The organism is uncultured Gimesia sp. (genome assembly GCF_963976445.1).
In the GTDB taxonomy this organism is placed as follows: Bacteria; Planctomycetota; Planctomycetia; order Planctomycetales; family Planctomycetaceae; genus Gimesia.
The window spans coordinates 102,098-120,369 of the sequence record NZ_CAXBKP010000003.1; the positions used below are offsets into that span (position 1 = coordinate 102,098).

General features: G+C 49.1%; 12 protein-coding genes. 10 read left to right on the forward strand and 2 right to left on the reverse strand.

Features of this window, described 5'->3' with window-relative positions; all coding sequences use genetic code 11:
- The first annotated feature begins 65 nt into the window (after window positions 1–65).
- Window positions 66–509: a transcriptional repressor gene (locus tag AAC022_RS04950; RefSeq protein WP_339728566.1), complete on the forward strand. Its 444-nt coding sequence runs from the start codon at window positions 66–68 to the stop codon at window positions 507–509.
- A gap of 15 nt (window positions 510–524) precedes the next feature.
- On the opposite strand, the gene AAC022_RS04955 is transcribed toward AAC022_RS04950, so the two are convergent.
- Window positions 525–1,637 carry a ZIP family metal transporter gene (locus tag AAC022_RS04955; protein WP_339728568.1) on the reverse strand — a complete coding sequence of 371 codons (1,113 nt, stop codon included), beginning with the start codon at window positions 1,635–1,637 and terminating at the stop codon, window positions 525–527.
- A gap of 541 nt (window positions 1,638–2,178) precedes the next feature.
- On the opposite strand from AAC022_RS04955, the gene AAC022_RS04960 reads away from it, so the two are divergent.
- From AAC022_RS04960 to AAC022_RS04970, 3 genes are all read left to right on the forward strand, one after another.
- On the forward strand, window positions 2,179–3,768 hold the full coding sequence (locus AAC022_RS04960; protein ID WP_339728569.1) for a porin: 1,590 nt from the start codon (window positions 2,179–2,181) through the stop codon (window positions 3,766–3,768).
- Between the two features lie 63 nt (window positions 3,769–3,831).
- A complete protein-coding gene (locus tag AAC022_RS04965; protein WP_339728570.1) occupies window positions 3,832–4,287 on the forward strand; it encodes a hypothetical protein in 456 nt (151 codons plus the stop codon).
- Window positions 4,288–4,521: 234 nt separating this feature from the next.
- Window positions 4,522–5,988: a type I 3-dehydroquinate dehydratase gene (locus AAC022_RS04970; RefSeq protein ID WP_339728572.1), complete on the forward strand. Its 1,467-nt coding sequence runs from the start codon at window positions 4,522–4,524 to the stop codon at window positions 5,986–5,988.
- 12 nt (window positions 5,989–6,000) lie between these two features.
- On the opposite strand, the gene AAC022_RS04975 is transcribed toward AAC022_RS04970, so the two are convergent.
- Window positions 6,001–8,202 (reverse strand): heavy metal translocating P-type ATPase, encoded by a 2,202-nt coding sequence (locus AAC022_RS04975; protein WP_339728574.1) that lies wholly within the window; start codon window positions 8,200–8,202, stop codon window positions 6,001–6,003.
- A 276-nt stretch (window positions 8,203–8,478) separates the two neighbouring features.
- Here AAC022_RS04975 and AAC022_RS04980 point away from each other — a divergent pair, with 276 nt between their 5' ends.
- From AAC022_RS04980 to AAC022_RS05005, 6 genes are all read left to right on the forward strand, one after another.
- Complete coding sequence (locus AAC022_RS04980) at window positions 8,479–9,576, forward strand: Xaa-Pro peptidase family protein (protein WP_339728576.1); 1,098 nt, start codon at window positions 8,479–8,481, stop codon at window positions 9,574–9,576.
- Between the two features lie 399 nt (window positions 9,577–9,975).
- Complete coding sequence (accB, locus tag AAC022_RS04985; protein ID WP_339728578.1) at window positions 9,976–10,467, forward strand: acetyl-CoA carboxylase biotin carboxyl carrier protein; 492 nt, start codon at window positions 9,976–9,978, stop codon at window positions 10,465–10,467.
- A gap of 89 nt (window positions 10,468–10,556) precedes the next feature.
- Window positions 10,557–11,894, forward strand: a complete 1,338-nt coding sequence (gene accC / locus AAC022_RS04990; protein ID WP_339728580.1) for an acetyl-CoA carboxylase biotin carboxylase subunit — start codon at window positions 10,557–10,559, stop codon at window positions 11,892–11,894.
- A gap of 221 nt (window positions 11,895–12,115) precedes the next feature.
- A complete protein-coding gene (locus AAC022_RS04995) occupies window positions 12,116–13,150 on the forward strand; it encodes an ATP-dependent 6-phosphofructokinase (protein ID WP_339728581.1) in 1,035 nt (344 codons plus the stop codon).
- Window positions 13,151–13,442: 292 nt separating this feature from the next.
- Window positions 13,443–15,056, forward strand: coding sequence for a family 16 glycoside hydrolase (locus tag AAC022_RS05000; RefSeq protein ID WP_339728583.1), 1,614 nt, complete (start codon window positions 13,443–13,445; stop codon window positions 15,054–15,056).
- A gap of 68 nt (window positions 15,057–15,124) precedes the next feature.
- The gene (locus AAC022_RS05005) at window positions 15,125–18,193 is read left to right on the forward strand and encodes a PVC-type heme-binding CxxCH protein (RefSeq protein WP_339728585.1); all 3,069 of its coding nucleotides are present in this window, start codon (window positions 15,125–15,127) and stop codon (window positions 18,191–18,193) included.
- Window positions 18,194–18,272: the final 79 nt, after the last annotated feature.

Consider the following 18,272-nt stretch of genomic DNA (forward strand, 5'->3'; position numbering starts at 1 on the left):
TAATATGCTTCGAGCGAAGTGGTTTATTTACTCAATGGCACTGTGGGGTGCCCGGATATAACATAATGAAAAATCAGTCCCAAGCAGAAGAGATTGACGAAATTCGCACACTAGTGCGCAATAGTGGTTTACGCAGCACTTCAGCTCGGATCACCGTGATTCAATTTTTGCGCCAGGCGACTTCACCTCTCACCCATGCCGAAATCGCAGAGGACTTGACTCCGATGGGATTTGATAAGGCAACCGTGTATCGCAATCTGATCGATCTTGCCGAAGCGGGGCTTGTCAAACGGACTGAACTGGGGGACCATGCGTGGCGGTTTGAGCTGCGAAACCCGGATGAACCAGAAGATGCAGAACACCCCCATTTTGTCTGCACTGAATGTGGCAGCGTTTCCTGTCTGCACGATGTCGAGTTCAAGACGCCCAAAAATAAACAATGGGCTCAGGTTGGCACAGTCACGGAAATTCTCTTGAAAGGAATCTGCAACGAGTGCGAGGGAACTTGAGCGGCGGGTGTTAATTTAATGCTCGTGATCGTGTGAATGTTCTGAATGACTGCCATGATCATGCACATGACCCGGTTCAATAAAACCAATCCCATAAGCCAGTGCGATTCCCAGCAGCAATACAAAAGAGAGTCGGAACCGGTTATGAGAATGAAATTCCATTTCCGGCAGTAAATCACCGAGAGAGATACAGATAAAGACCCCGGCAGAAAACGCGAGGGCACATCCGATGATGACGTGTTGGCTACCGGAAAACTGCTGAACTCCCAGGAAAAACAGGAGCGCACCGAGCGGGCACATCATGGCGAAACCAATATTCACGGCATTTCGCCAGCCAGCAGACCAGCCTCCCGCGGCCATTAGAGAGGTGATCGAAACCGCATCCAAAGGTTTGTGTAGTGTAATTGCCAGAAACGTTCCCAGCCCGAACAGCGACAGAAAGACTTCATGATGTTGTTCGGCGATGATACTGGCACCCAATGCCAGACCATCAATCAGCGTATGGAGTGCCAGCCCAAAAGTAATTCCAATCCAGCTCAGTTCATGTGAATGGTTATGCGAGTGCACAGGGGCGTGTGCATGATGATGATCACAGTCATGATCATCATCGTGTTCGTGCTTTTCTTCCGCTTCAAGTTCCACGGTTCCATGTTGGTGAAAGTGGAACGTTCGCAGCAAAAAGAAGAGCGTCATGATCCCTGCCATCATCCACCAGACGGCACGATCGACGGATCCCATTTCCGCGATTGCGTGCGGCAGCAGATGGAACACGCCAATGCCCAGCATAAGACCACCCACAAAACTGATTAATGTTTCCATACGCGTGTGGGTTAATCGAACCAATGAAGGTAACCATCCTCCCAGTAGGGAAGAAAAGACGATCACGCTGCAATAGATGCCCAGTAGTGTATACGCCCACGTTTTGTCCGTTTTCTGTGGAGATGCCTCGGCAGCATCTATTGCTGGGGCGGCAGCTTTTTCAGCTTCCGCATGCGGCTGAGTCTGCTCTGCGGCCATGGTTGTGCGCGTAATGAAAAATCCGGGTGCGACCAGAAACAGAATCAGAGGGATCATCAGCAGGAACAGCGTTAATTTAACGTCATTCTTAAAATGTGAAAGAGGTTTCATTGAGTTAAACAGTCGCCTGAGATCCAAATTTATCACGTGAGATAGCCGGAATACTCTCACCATCGGCACTCATGTATTGTAATAGCAAACAAATTGCGATTGAATTTAGCTTTTATATGAGATCAAGGCAAGAGCCTTCTCGGTCCTTCTCAGTCAAGTTTCTGAACTTCTGCTCAAATCAGGCGCGTTTCTTGATAGGGAAGCACGGTAAAACCCTTGAAATACGGTGCATTGACTCACGAAAAGGGAAGTGTTTCGTGCAGGGCCTCCTCAGGAAAATCACTCAGCAGGTAGTGATAAGTTCAGATGAGAGTGAGGTTTATCGTGTTAAGCTGTCCTGATTGGGGGTTCTGTTTGGCGTGTGCGTAATGGGACACTGAATGCCGGGCGTCTTCATCGTTTCTTAATATCTTCTTAAAAAAAGAATCGCCGATAAGTCTGTTTAAGGATCGGACTATTTCTGTGCAGTCGCACATCAAATAGTGAAATCAGTACAACCTTGCCCGAAACGGAATCCGGGCGATGATCATCAGGGATGAAGATGCGCACAATCATTAAATTGACGGGAGTTTTACTCCTCACGGGGGCCATTGTACCCTCACCAAGTGTCTTTGCTGAAGACACAAAAATCAATTCTGATCAACTGGAACGTCTGCTGGAACGGTTAGAAACAGCCGAAAAGCGAATCCAGGAACTGGAGCAGCCAAAGCAGCAAAAACAAGAGGAGCAGGTACAAACTCCTCCACCAGCACCCGCCCTGCCTCCTCATTTGAAAAATGTGGGTGGTGGTCTGGATGATTCCGAGCAACTGTTGATCAATAACTTTGCTGCTGGGAATGAAAATCTGGCAAACCGTCTTTCTTCTCTCGAAGAAGACTGGAAAAAGTTCAGTGATTCCGAACAGGCAAAGCAAGCCAAAGATGCTTCCAAAGCAACTACTTTGAAAGTCTTTGGTCGAATTCACCTGGATAGTTGGAATTTTTCTGATAGCACTCCCGGCATAGCTGCCTTCAATAATCCTGCCAACCCTATGGATCCGGAAAACCGGTTTGAGTTTCGCCGTCTGCGGATTGGTGTTTCCGGTGACATTAAAGATAACATGATCTACAAATTTGAGTATGACTTCGGAAATCCCGGTAATCCTGCCTTCAAAGATGTTTATATGGGATGGAAAGATCTTCCCGTGTTTCAGACACTCTTGGTTGGTAATCAGAAACGTCCTTTGGGGATGGATCACCTTAACAGTAGTCGTTACAACACATTCATGGAACGTCCATTGGTGATTGAAGCATTCAATGAAGATGCACGACGTCTGGGTATCTGTGCCTATGGTGTTTCAGAAGATGAAACCTGGAACTGGCGTTACGGTATCTTTAATCTGGAAAACATTGCCGGAGATGGAAATTACGTAGGTGATGCAGGTCAAATGAGCGTCAACGGGCGTTTGGCAGGAACTCCCTGGTACGATGAAACCTCAGGTGGTCGAGGTTATCTGCATCTGGGTATTGCCGACATGTGGGCGAATCCTGATGGGGACGTCACCGCTTCTGCTACTAACAATAACGAAGCTCGTTTTCGCACACGTCCGGAAGCACGTTCGGGAGGTACCCGTTGGTTGGATACTGGTCGAATTGCTGGTGCAACCTGGTTTAATACTCTTGGATTTGAAGCCATGTTAAACGTGGGATCCTTTTCAGTTGTCAGTGAATACCAGGTCACGAATGTCGGTCGGGGTAGTACTGGTTCCGACCTGACCTTTGAAGGTGCCTATGTGCAGGCGGGTTACTTCCTGACAGGCGAATATCAACCCATCGATCGGAAATCGGGAACGATTGCTCGTGTCAAACCTCTGGAAAACTTCTTCATGGTGAATACCTGCGATGGAGATACCGCTAGCGGTTGGGGAGCCTGGCAGGTTGCTGCACGTTACTCCTACCTCAACTTAAGTAACGGTAATGTTACGGGCGGTGACGAACGTAACTGGACGCTGGGATTGGTCTGGTGGTGGAATTCGCATGCCCGTATGCAGTTTAACTATATCCATGCTGAAATTGATGACCGCGGTCCGATCGACGGCTATACCGGTGGTAAGTCAGACATCTTTGGTACACGGTTCATGGTCGACTTCTAACAGTAGGCTGAATTCGACTTAATTATAGGATCCATAAAAAAGAATCTCTCAGGAGTTTGTCATATGAAATATTTTGGAATTGTTTTACTGGCAGTCACAGCCACCATCATGGGAGGCAATCAGAACTTTGCCAATCCTGGTGCTCCCTGTTGTGATAAAGCCAACGGTGCATGTCGAAACAGCAATTACTGTTCACAGGGCTGTAAGTCCTGTCGATTGCACATGGAAACATTAAAAGTCAAAAAGCATTGCTACAATATTGAATGTAAGGATATCTGTATTCCTCCCGTGCGTTTCCCCTGGCAAAAATGCTGCGAATTGAAATGTGGAAAAATTAAAACGGTTCGTGTTCTGAAAAAACACAATTATACCTGTGAAAAATGTGGCTATAAGTGGACTGTCGAATGCAATTGTGGTGCCTGTGCTTCAGGTAATTGCGTGCCAACCACTCAACCACCGGTTCACTCTGCCAATGCTCAACCTCCTTTGGCTCCTGCGACATCAATCAGAAAAAGGTAAACCAACCTGACTGCTGAAGCAGAAATGCTGTTGTGAATTTACCTCAAATGAACCTTCTCCAAACACCTCCTCTATTTTATAGCGGGGGTGTTTTTCATTTATGATGTCGTAGCGAAATTAACAGCGAAAGAAATTAAGCGAAGATGGGCATTGCCACTTTTAATACGCGATAAATCTGCCATAATTAATGGGCTTTGCTGGTTTTCTTCCCTTTCCAATTGATTGTGTGGCCTCATGATTTGTATCTCCGTGACTCCCGAGTCTCGTAATTTTGCCAAGGTTGACATTCTGAACGCGGCCTCTCAATCGGACCTGGTAGAACTCTGTCTGGATCGATTGATCAAAACCCCGGATATTGAAGATTTGATTTCCGGATTTGAGACACCGATTCTGGTTTCCTGCCGACGCCCCGAGGAGGGGGGCCAGTTTAAAGGGACAGACTCCGAGCGGATTCAGCTATTGAAGCAGGCGATTATTGCAGAGCCGGCGTACATCGAATTTGATTTGGAAACAGCAAAGCAGATCCCGCGATTTGGCAAAACCAAACGCGTCATCAGTTATACGAGTCTAAAGAAACCACTCTCGCAGGTGGATGATATTTTCGATGAAATGGCCGAAGCAAAAGCCGACATCATCAAATTCACCTGGCCGACTCCCACCTTGCAAACCGCTTGGCCACTTTTGGCGGCGATTAGCCAAAAACGCGAGATCCCGGTGGTCGGCCTGGGACTGGGGGCAGCCGGCATTACGTTTTCACTGCTCGGCATTAAATATGGCTCTCCCTGGATTTATGCCGCTCTGGAAAAAGGGATGGAAGCCTTTGAAGGGCAACCCACGCTGGCAGAATTGGATGAAGTGTACCACCACCGAAGCATCTCTGCCAAAACTCGTTTTATCGGGGTTGCCGGATTGGGAGTTGCTGAGCGGCGCACAATAGAGATTTTTAATAATGCTTCTGAACAGTTGGGGCTGGACTACACTTGTCTGCCGCTGGTCATCAACGACTTCAAACAGGTACATAAAATGTTGGGGATTTTGAAAATTCGCTCGTTGGTGGTGAGCCCACGACTGGGGGAATTTATTTTACCATTGGCTGAACACTTGGAAGAGTCATCCGAACAGACCGGCTATGGTGATTTGCAGTTAAAGCAATCAGATGGATGGCACGCGTACGATACCGTGCGGCGGAGCGCTATCAAAAGTCTGGAAGCAAAATTCGAAGGAAACACGACGAGAACGGACAATATCTTCCAACGCAAAAATATTCTGGTCCTCGGTCAAAGTGGTCTGACGAAAGCCATCGTTTATAGTCTGTCACAACAGGGGGCCGTCGTCAGTGTGGCTTCAGGTAATGACCGGGCCGCGCAGGGCATTGCGCGTAAGTTTGATATTCGATACGTTCCGTTTGCCAATTTGTATGATACGTTGAGCGATGTGGTGATTCAGACGGACCCTGATCTCAAACTAGGACATGGCAAGGGCGATTTCAACCCGGCCTATCTTCGGGAGAGAATGACGGTGATGGATCTCAGCCAATTACCTGAAGAAACCGATTTGATCCGGGAAGCAAAGAGCAGGGGATGCGAAGTTGTGTGTGTCGACGAAATCTATCGCAAGCAGTTGAATCAGATTTTCAAAGCAATTACAGGGCAGGAAATTCCGGAAGCCGTCTTTGCAAACCGTAGCGAGTACACTCGCTGACAAACGGAGCGATCAGACGCCTTTCAATCGGGCAATCGTTTGTGCCTGCAGTAGACGCAGACCATTGAAAATCACCAGCAGAGAAGCTCCCATGTCGGCCGCAATCGCTGCCCACAAAGATGCATGGTTCAATACCATCAGTACCATAAATAAGACTTTGATGCTTAAGGCAAAGATGATGTTCTGGCGGATGATTTTCAGTGTGCGATGTGAGTGCCTGATCAGCCACGGGAGTTTCATCAGATCATCGGTCATTAAAGCGATGTCAGCCGATTCAATGGCTACATCACTGCCGGCAGCCCCCATGGCAATCCCCAGGCTGGAACGACTCATGGCTGGCGCATCATTCACGCCGTCCCCGACCATCGCGACAAACTCGTATTCGTCTACCAGTGATTCAATGACAGAAACTTTATCCTCCGGCAGTAATTCGGAATGAACCCGGTCCATGCCAACTTCCTCAGCCACAGCCTGCGCGGTGCCCGCATTGTCGCCCGTCAGCATTACCAGTTGTTCAATGCCGGCTGAGTGTAGTTCTCGAATGACTTCTGCCGCTGTTTCACGCACGCGGTCTGCCAGTGCAATAAACCCGCAAACGTGAGTTTCATTGCCAATCACGACCACGGTTTGCCCGGCGTTGGAGAGTGCTTCCAGTTGTTCATGGACTTCGGCGGTTTCTTCTTTGCGTTCTTCCAGATAGCGGTGCGAACCCAGCCAGAACTCCCGCCCTCTGATCAGCGCGGTGGCGCCTTTTCCTTGAATAATTTGATACGAGTCTGCTGGTTGATAATCAATCTGACGTTCCTTCGCCGCATCCAGAATGGCGACCGCCAGGGGATGATTACTGTGTGCTTCCAGTGCTGCCGCCCGTTCCAGGAGTTCTGATTCCGTATGGTCATTCAGAGGAATGATTTTAGTGACAACAGGTTTGCCACGAGTCAGTGTACCTGTTTTGTCTAACGCCAGTGCTTTCAGTTTTGAAGGGATTTCAATAAATACGCCCCCCTTAATCAAAACCCCATTCCGGGCGGCCGCTGCTAAAGCTGCCACGATGCTGACCGGTGTTGAAATTACCAGAGCACAAGGGCAGGCGATGACGAGCAGCACCAGCGCGCGATACAGTGAATCATGCCAGGAAATCTGTAACAAAGTTGGCAGTGTCAACAGAATTAATATCGCGACAGCCATCACGATTGGCGTATAAATTTTGGCGAATTTTTCGACCCACAATTCAGATGGGGCACGTCGGGTTTGTGCCTCGCCGACCATGCGAATGATCTGTGCGAGGATTGTATTTTCGGCTAACTTGGTACAGTTCGCTTCCAGCAGCCCATCACCGTTAATTGTACCGGCGAAAATTTCATCGTCTTCCTGTTTGAGAACTGGTATCGATTCTCCAGTAATCGGTGCCTGATTGACTTCGCTTTGGCCTTTGATGATGCGGCCATCCAGTGGAATCTTTTCCCCCGGGCGAATAATAAAAGTGGCTCCAATGATGACTTCCTCTGGTGCGACAACTGTTTCGTCTCCGCTTTCATCACGAATTCGGGCAATCGGATGTGTCAGATCCATCAGTGCGGCAACGGCCTTGCGGGCGCGGCCGACACTCCAGGCTTCCAGCAGTTGTGAGAAAGCAAACAGGAATGCGACGGCTGCTGCTTCGAACCACTCATCGATACAGAGTGCGCCGATCACGGCGATGCACATCAGCAGGTTCATATCAGGACGCATACGCTTCAAAGCATACCAGCATTTGGGAAGCACAAACCAGATGCCCGCTACGATTGCGATCAGGTACTGCACACGCACGGGAAGCGGCATAAAACCATTCGTCGCTTCTTCTGCACCCAGAGCAGCACTAAAGCTGCCTGTTAAATAGACGTGCGTCAGAAATGCTGTTCCCATTATGAAACCACTCAGGCTCGTCAGCAGCGTTCTTCCCTGTCGGGACCAGAATGAGGCGGTTGTATCTTGTTTTTTCTTGTCATCCCAGATTTCCGCGCGCATGCCTGTCTGGCTGATGGCATCGATGATGACTTCGGCTGAGACTTCATCGGTTTGGGGATTGACTGTCATACGCCTGTTGAGAACGTCGAAAAACAAGTGCTCCTCGCCGCCTACCAGCGGGGAAAGCTCCCGTTTTAGAATCGAGACTTCTTCGACACAATCCATATCCTGAATCTTGAAGATCAGTTCGGTCGGTTTCTGTTCCATGAAAATTCAATATTCAGAAAAAATTGAGCAGAGACAGTACTTAAGTAAATGCGGCAGACTGCCAAAATCATAGCACCTTGACGGAAGAAACAGAAACTTCGGTTTTTTTTCTTCGCAAATTTCTGATAAAAGGTTTAAGATTCGGCATCGATCGTTTTAAGTGGAATAACGTTTATAACCGATTTGATCGATGTGGCGAATGGAAAGTGTGTTTGCCAACAATCAGATTAGTAACAGCAAGTATGACTGACAGAACTCTCCGATCTAAGGAACAAAATGAGTAAGGATTATCTCGCTGCCCGGCAAAAGAAATTGATTTCACAACTAAAGCGGATCGGCGCAGAGGCGCTGCTGGTAACCAGCGAAACGAATGTGACCTATCTGACTGGCTTCAGCGGTGATTCGAGTTATTTGCTCATCGGTAAAGGTCTGACTGTTTTAATCAGCGATGGTCGCTATAGCACACAACTTGAAGAAGAATGCCCTGGACTGGATGTTTACATCCGTAAAGCGACCGAGTCGATGACAGTGGCTCTCGAAAAAGTACTCAAAAAATCGCATCTTCCCAAATTGGGATTTGAAAGCCACGTCGTAACCTGCGACTTACTCGATGCGTTAAGCAGTCTCACGCCTGCAGTCCAGTGGATCCCCGTTTCCGGACTCATAGAAGAACTGCGGATGATCAAAGACGCTTCCGAAATTCAGGAAATCCGCGAAGCCGTTTCGCAGGCACAGCGGGGCTATGAAGTGCTCCGTGCCATATTGACGGAAGAGATGACCGAACTGCAGGCAGCTCATGAATTGGAGCATGCTATGCGCCGTTTCGGGGCACGCCAGGCTGCCTTTGATCCGATTGTCGCCGTCGGAGCGCGCGCGGCGCTGCCCCACGCCATGCCCACTGAGAAACGGATCGGGGAAGCCCCCTTTCTGCTGGTTGACTGGGGGGCCATGACACAGAATGGTTACCGAAGCGATTTAACTCGCATGATTGTTCATGGTCGTACTCCTGCCAAATTCGAAAAGGTCTACCAGACTGTTCTGAAGGCTCAGGTGGCTGCCATCAAGGCAATTCGTCCGGGAGTGTTGTGTTCGGAAGTCGATCAGACCGCACGCGACGTGATCCAGAAAGCAGGTTTCGGAAAACACTTCACGCATAGTCTGGGGCATGGGATCGGCCTTGATATCCATGAAGGGCCGCGGTTGGGAGGCAATATTTCCACTGAACTAAAGCCGGGCATGATCGTGACGGTCGAACCCGGCATCTATCTGCCAGGATGGGGTGGAGTTCGTATTGAAGATGATGTGTTAGTCACTCGTACCGGACATGAAGTTCTCACAAATGTTCCCAAGGACTTTGAATCTAACAAGTTATGATTCTAAGTAGAAATTATTACCGTTCTATCCAAATGTTTATCGGTATTTTGTGAGGGGTATTTTTTGACTAAGTGGGGCCATAAAATCGTTAAAGGTTTACAGGGTTAGGCTTAAGTGATATTCCGATTACCATGAGCCCAACGCGCGTTGTGCATGATTTTATTAGAGAAACTCCCCTGTTTCGCTTGGTTTTCAAAGGTGATTTGGCTTAGAATCTCTACCTTAGCAAGTCGGGCAGGGTAGAGCGTGCGCGCAATTTGTGTGCGATCCCTTTCCAGACAGAATCAGGTACTTTGAGTTTGAAACAAAAATGCGTTGCTGACGATAGTTTACGTTGATATTCCCTCAGAATAGCAAGCAATGCGAATGCAGCTTGAGAATATGAAATAAGGTAGGTCAATGGCAAAAAACGAGGTGCCGAAAGGTGAACCGTTCGATTTGGAAAAACTTCAAACGCTGTTTGAAATGATGGAGAAGCACGGGCTGACGGAAGTCAATCTGAAGCGTGGTGATGAGACCTGGAAATTAAGGCGTGGTCCACAGGAGACCGTTTCGATGGTTCCCTCGACAATGCCTCATCCTGCTCAGCATCCTGTAGCACCAGCGCCCCCCGCAGCTCCTCAGCAAGCGGCGGCTCCGGCAGTGGAATCAGGTCCTGTGATCAAGAGCCCAACGGTTGGCACATTCTATGCTGCTCCCAGCCCTGACGATCCCCCATTTGTGAGTGTTGGTTCAAAAGTCGGCGCCGATACGATTGTCTGTACTGTGGAAGCGATGAAAGTCTTTAATCAGATTCCTGCTGAGATAAACGGGACGATTTCCGAGATTTTGGTGAAGGATGGCGAAGCGGTCGAATTTGGCCAGCCGCTGTTCAGAATCACGCAAGGCTAATGCCTTTTTGTTGAATGTTCGCAATCTTATACGTGAAACGGCTGCGATCAGAATTTCAGATGTAGGTCCTTTTACCAAGTCAAAAACACATGTTTCAAAGAATACTGGTAGCCAACCGAGGAGAGATCGCACTGCGGGTGATTCGTGCCTGTCGTGAAATGGGAATCGAAACCGTTGCGGTTTTCAGTGAGGCAGATCGGGGCGCACACTATCTCTCATTAGCCGATGAAGCCATTTGTATCGGACCACCAGCCGCAACGGATAGCTATCTGATGATCAATCGTATTATCAGCGCCGCAGAAATCGGTAACGTCCAGGCCATTCATCCCGGTTACGGTTTCCTGGCAGAAAACGCGCACTTTGCGGAAGTTTGCCGTAGCTGCAATATTGAATTCATTGGCCCGCCACACGAAGCGATGGCAAAGCTGGGAGACAAGGTCTCCGCTCGCGAAATTGCCAAAGCAGCCAATGTGCATTTATCACCGGGAACCGAAGGTCTGGTGACCGATGAGGCAGAAGGATTAAGGGTGGCGAAGGAAATTGGTTATCCGGTTCTGATCAAAGCAACTGCCGGCGGTGGCGGCAAAGGGATGCGGGTTGCCCGTAATGATATCTCACTGAAAGCCGGTCTGAAATCAGCGGCGGCGGAAGCAGAAGCGGCTTTCAAAAACTCCGGTGTTTACATCGAAAAATACATTGAAAATCCCAGGCACGTCGAAGTCCAGATTCTAGCCGATAACCATGGAAATGTGGTTCATCTTTGGGAACGCGATTGCAGTCTGCAGCGGCGACATCAAAAGTTGGTCGAAGAGAGCCCCGCTCCGAATTTACCCCACTCCGTCCGTGAAGATATCTGCAAGGCCGCCTGCCGCTTAATTAAAACTTCCGGGTATACCAACGCGGGAACAGTTGAGTTCCTGGTAGGCCCTGATAATCAGTTCTATTTTATCGAAGTCAACGCGCGAATTCAGGTTGAGCACCCGGTAAGTGAATTGGTGACTGGCATCGATTTGATCCAACAGCAAATCAAGGTTGCCGCCGGGGAAAAACTGGACTTCAAACAGAAGAATATTCCCTGCAACGGTTCCGCGATTGAATTACGGATCAATGCGGAAGACCCCGAAAACGATTTTCGTGGATCACCTGGAAAAATTACAAAGTTGCGCGTCCCTGCCGGACCGGGTGTTCGCTTTGATTCGCATATTTACGAGGGCTACACAGTGGGCCCTTACTATGATTCCCTGATTGGCAAACTCATCGTGCATCGCCCTACTCGTGAAGAGTCGCTGGCGTGTATGAGACGTTGTCTGGATGAATTCGTCATCGAAGGGATTAAAACCACAATTCCCCTGGCGAAAAAAATCTTTAATCACTCGGCATTTATCGAAGGTAAAGTCGATACCACATTTATCGAACGTACCTGGTAATAAAACACCGAACGATTATAACGATGTGAAAATCGATCGTTTTGTATTGTAACAGACTCATCAGATCGTGCGCTCGCACTTCTGGACAGAGTCCCTTGTCGGCAAAACGAATCGGTTTCTGAGGCGAAGGTTCGCTCACTTCAATTTGTTGTATGGTACATTTTCAAGTCTCGGTTCAACGCTAGAGGCTTTACTTTTACGAAACAGGTACAGGAAGAATAATGAAAGTCGGTATTTTAACAGGTGGTGGTGATTGTCCCGGTCTGAATCCGGTGATCCGTGGTGCAGTACGCGTGATCTGCAATGCAGGTGGCGAAGTATTTGGTTTGCTCGAAGGCTGGCGCGGTGCCATCGAAGGAAACTATATCAAGCTGGATTCCGAGAACACAGACGACATCATTTTCAAAGGGGGAACGATTCTAGGATCTTCGCGTACAAATCCTTATAAGAATGAGGAAGTGGACGTTCCTAAGGTCATCGCCACGATTAAGGAACTGGGACTCGATTGTCTGATTGCCATCGGCGGCGATGATACATTGGGCGTTGCCAACAAACTCTGGAATGATCACAAGCTGCCCGTCATTGGCTGTCCCAAAACCATTGATAACGACCTCAGTTCAACAGACGTGACGTTTGGTTTTGATACTTCTATCAATATTGTCATGGAAGCTGTTGACCGTTTGCGTACGACAGCAGAATCACACCGCCGTGTCATGGTTGTGGAAACAATGGGTCGACATGCTGGTTGGATTGCTTTGTTCTCTGGCCTGGCAACAGCCGCCGATTACACGCTGGTCCCGGAAATCGAAATCGATATGGACCGGATGGTCGAAGTCTTGAAAAAACGCCGTAAAAATGGCAAAAAGTATGGCATCGTGATTGTCAGTGAAGGCGCTCATTTCAGTGAGAAAGAGGGCGTAATGACTCAAGATGGTGAAGTTGATGATTTCGGCCACGTGAAGCTGGGAGGCATCGGCGAAACCGTTGCCAAGATGATCGAAGAACGGACTGGCTTCGAAACTCGACATGTAACACTGGGGCACCTGCAACGTGGTGGCTCACCCAGTGCCTATGACCGTGTACTGGGAACACGCTGCGGTGTTCACGCCGGTTGGTTAGCGCTGAAGCATCACTTCGGATACATGGTCGCCTTACGGGGAACGCAAGTTGTACCCGTTGCTCTCGCTGACGCGGTCGGTGAAATGCGGGCTCTCGAACCCAACTTCCTTGAAGAAGCAGACGTATTCCTGCAATAGTATTTGCAGATCTACCCTAACATCAAAGAGACGAGGCGCTGGCAACAGCGCCTTTTTTTATGTCTATCCCACAGCTGTGATCAGGGGAAGTACCCGAATTCAGATTACGTCACTCGAAAGGTGAATTATTTAACAAACTTATCTATTGGGCATTCTTGGGTTTAATGCTAGATAAACATCCCCTTGTCTGTTTAAGATAGAGAGGACAAACTCATACCCGCTATTTAGCTTAACCTGCCACAATGAGAAACCACTGTTCTCAATGATTTCGATTTTCTTCCCGGAGGGACTAATGACGTCACAGCGCTTGAACCACATTTACACCTCAATATTTCTGTCTCTATTCTGTCTGGCTCTGTTTTTAAGTCCCCAAACTTCTGAAGCAGGCGAGAAAGGATTCAAGCCGATCTTTGATGGCAAGACACTCAAAAACTGGGACGGCGATCCTCGTTTCTGGTCAGTCGAAGACGGGGCCATTACGGGGAGAACCACGAAAGAAAATCCCACAAAAGGCAATACATTTATTATCTGGCGTGGTGGAACACCCGCCGATTTTGAATTGAAGTTGCAATATAAAATCATCGATGGTAATTCAGGAATACAATACCGTAGCTTCTCGGCCAAAGGCGATGACAAATGGCGAGTAGGCGGCTATCAGGCCGACTTTGAAGCCGGCGATACTTATTCGGGCATTCTCTACGGAGAACGCTTTCGCGGAATTCTGGGTTTACGCGGGCAGAAGACCGTGATTGGAAAAGACCACAAACCCAAAGTCGTTGGTTCTGTCGGTGATACAAATGAGATTCAGAAAAAGATCAAAAAAGAAGACTGGAATGAGTACCATATTATCGCACGTGGCAATCACTTCATTCACAAAATCAATGGTGTCACAACCGTTGATGTCACTGATGAAGATGTCGAACAGCGACGGGCAGACGGAATCATCGCGCTGCAACTTCATCAAGGACCACCCATGGTCGTGCAGTTTCGCGATATTGAATTGAAAGAATTCCCCAAAGCAAATAAAACCTCTTCGACCGGCGGCGCTAAAAAAAAAGTCGTTCTGATCGCCGGTAAGAAAAGCCACGGTTATGGATCGCACGAGCATCGTGCCGGTTGCATCCTGCTGGCGGACGCATTAAACAACAGTGGGCTGAATGTTGAAGCCACTGTTGTTACCGAAGGCTGGCCCAAAGATTCAAGCATACTGCAAGACGCCGATTCAATCGTGATTTACTGCGATGGTGGCGGCCGTCACCCCTACAACGCGCATCTGGATGAACTCAACAAACTAGCCGAGCAGGGTGTGGGCATGGTCAACATTCATTACGGTGTGGAAGTGCCTAAAGGAGCATCGGGAGACGCGTTTTTACGCTGGATTGGCGGTTACTTTGAAGAATGGTGGTCTGTCAATCCTCACTGGACTGCCGACTATAAAAGTCTACCCGCGCATCCCATCTCCAATGGTGTTGCCCCGTTTGCCATTAATGATGAATGGTATTACCACATGCGGTTTCAGCCCGAGATGAAAAACGTGCAGCCCATACTGTCGGCAATTCCTCCCAAAGAAACACTTAAACGCCCCGATGGCCCCCACAGTGGAAATCCTGCAGTACGTAAAGAAATTGGCCAACCTCAACATATGGCTTGGGCTTATCAGCGTCCTGATGGCGGCCGTGGTTTTGGTTTTACCGGCGGCCACTATCACTGGAACTGGGGCCACGATGATTTCCGCAAGCTCGTCTTGAATGCGATTGTCTGGTCGGCCAACGTTGAAGTCCCTTCCCAGGGCATTGATTCAACGCCTGTGACAGTTGAGCAACTCGAAGTCAATCAGGACTATCCCAAACCGGACAATTATAATCCCGCGCGGATCAAAGCGATGCTCGCTGAGTGGAATCAATAAACACCAATAGAATAGAATGACCCTCACACCCGGGATACCACTTAATCAAAAAGAAGGAAACTGACTCCATGAAGTATCGTTGGCTTGCGATCATTCCCGCCCTGTTGCTGAACACGGCATTTGCTGTTTCAACACTGTCTGCACAGACCGAACGTACTCCCGAACAGGCAGTGCCCAGTTTAACGGTGGCTCCCGGTCTGCAGGCAACGCTGTTTGCTTCCGAGCCAAGAATCAGTAGTCCCTCCAGTATAGACGTCGATTCACAAGGCCGCGTCTGGATCTGTGAGGTCGTAAACTACCGCGCTAATCTGCGTGGAATTCCGACTCGCAAAGAGGGCGACCGGATTCTGATTCTGGAAGATACAAACGCCGATGGTAAGGCCGATAAGACAACCGTCTTTTATCAGGGAAATGACGTCAACGGTTCACAGGGCATCTGTGTGCTGGGAAACCAAGTCATCGTTGCTGCTTCGCCGAATGTGTTTCTCTTCACTGATGAAAATAACGATGGCAAAGCAGACAAGAAAGAGCTGCTGTTCAAAGTCGCTGGCGGCGAGCACGACCATTCCGCACATACTTCGATCTTTGGCCCCGATGGAAAACTATACTGGAACTTCGGAAATACCGGCAAACAGGTTTTCGATCGCGATGGCAAACCGATTCTCGAAAGTAATGGACGCCCCGTGCTGGATAATGGGAAACCCTACTGGGGAGGGATGGTCTTCCGTTGTAATCTGGATGGATCTGACTTCGAAGTGCTGGGACACAATTTTCGAAATAACTATGAAATCACAGTCGACTCTTTTGGTACCCTCTGGCAGTCGGATAACGATGACGATGGTAACCGCGGCGTGCGTATCAATTATGTGATGGAATATGGTAACTACGGTTATCTCGATCAATTGACGGGAGCACGCTGGAATTCACCGCGCACCGGCATGCATGAGGAAATTCCGCTGCGTCACTGGCACCTGCGCGACCCGGGCGTCGTTCCGAACCTGCTGCAGACAGGCGCCGGTTCGCCAACGGGTATCTGTATTTATGAAGGCTCACTTCTGCCAAAAAAATATCAAGGTGAAATTATTCACTCTGATGCTGGTCCGAATGTGGTCCGCGCGTATCCGGTCGAAAAAGAGGGCGCAGGCTACAAAGCCGAGATTGCTAATATCATTACCAGTGAGAAAGACAAATGGTTCCGCCCATCCGATGTCTGTGTGGCCCCCGATGGTTCTCTGTTCGTTGCCGACTGGTATGATCCCGGCGTTGGCGGACACCGGATTGGCGATCAGAAACGCGGACGCATTTTCCGCATCGCACCACCCAATACAAAATATCAATTCGATAAACTTGACCTGAGCACAACCGAAGGGGCGATTGCCGGAATCAAAAGTCCCAATCTGGCAACCCGCTACCTGGCTTGGAACAAGCTGCACGATCTGCAGGAACAGGCAGAACCACAATTAGAAGCACTCTATCAGACTGACAACCAGAGGAACCGCGCTCGCGCCCTCTGGCTGTTAGCTGGTATCAAAGGTAAGACAAAGCAGTATGTCGAACGTGCGATTAAGGATGAGAATCCTGATATTCGCATTACCGGCTTACGTGCGGCTCGGAGTTACAAGCTGGACGTGATTCCCTATGTGAAACAGTTGGTCAAAGATCCCTCACCGCAGGTGCGTCGCGAATGTGCCATCGCCCTGCATCATAATCAATCCTCGGCTGCACCAGAACTCTGGGTCACATTGGCTGATCAGTATGATGGGAACGATCGCTGGTATCTGGAAGCACTCGGGGTTGGCATGGATGAACAGGAGTCGAAGTTCATGTCAGCCTGGCTCAAGCAGGCAGGGGATGACTGGGATACTCCCGTGGGCCGTGATCTGCTGTGGCGTTCCAAGGTTGCATTAGCGGTTCCTTATCTGGTTAAAATTATCGAGAGCCCGGATACAAAATTAGCTGAGCTACCTCGCTATTTCCGTGCATTGGATTTCATTTCCGGCAAGGAAAAAAACACAGCCATCGCAGAGTTGGCGCTCATGCAAGAGCCGGAAAATAAAACGCGGGAAACCTATATCATCGCAGAAGCCATTTCCCGCATTCCTGCGAGCGTTGTGACGCAGGATAAAAAGTACCAGCGTGCACTGGCACAGGTGATTGATAGCAGCCGGGGAACTCCGGAGTTCACGAAGCTGGTCGAAAAGTTCAACGCGTCTGACTACTATCCCGAGTTAGTCGCGCTGGCCAGCCAGTCAGGTAAATCACAGGCAGCCGTCGATGCCATTCGTGCTGCATTAAGTCTGAAACAGAACGCATTGATTCGGAAATCGCTGCAGGAAAAAGGTGATACCGAAAAAGAACAGAACCAGAAGCTTGATCTGATCTGGGCCCTGGGCAGTGCCGGACATAAAGGTGCCAATGCAATCCTGTTGAAAATCATCAAAAATGGTCAGGACCCGTTAGTCGTTCGACGCGAAGCGGTCCGGGCAATTGCCAAGTCCCGATCTGGCGCACATGCGCTGCTGGAACTGGCAGAGAAAGGTCCCTTCGACCCGCAGTTGAAGCAGACGGCTGCTGCCGCGATGTCTTCGACGATCATGAAAGACGTGAAAGAACGGGCTGCCAAACTGTTCCCGGCACCTCCAACTAAAGACAATAAACCTCTGCCTCCCATTAATGTTCTGGCAGGAATCAAGGGAGATACGCTGGATGGTCGTGTGATGTTCAACACGAAGGGGACGTGTGCCAAGTGCCACATCGTCAACGGTATGGGTAAAGAGGTTGGACCAAATCTGTCCGAGATCGGCAAGAAACTAAGCCGTGAAGCGCTCTTTGAATCGATCCTCTATCCCAGTGCTGGCATCAGCCACAACTTTGAATCGTATACGGTGATTCTGACTTCTGGGAATGTGGTCAATGGCCTGCTTGTTAACAAAACCGACGAGGCCATCACGATCAAAGATGCCGAAGCCATCGCACGCACGTTCAAAATGGATGATGTCGATGAGATCATTCAGCAAAAGATTTCACTCATGCCTGCCGACCTGCAGAAAGTGTTAACTCAGGAAGAACTTGTTAATATCGTCGAGTACCTGACCACACTCAAGAAGGCCAAAAAGAACGAAAAAGCAAGTCGGTAATTCGAGTCAGGGAGAACTGTTGAATCAACAGTTCTCCCTGTTGCTATTCTGGTCTCGCTTATTGACATGAATTGGAAGA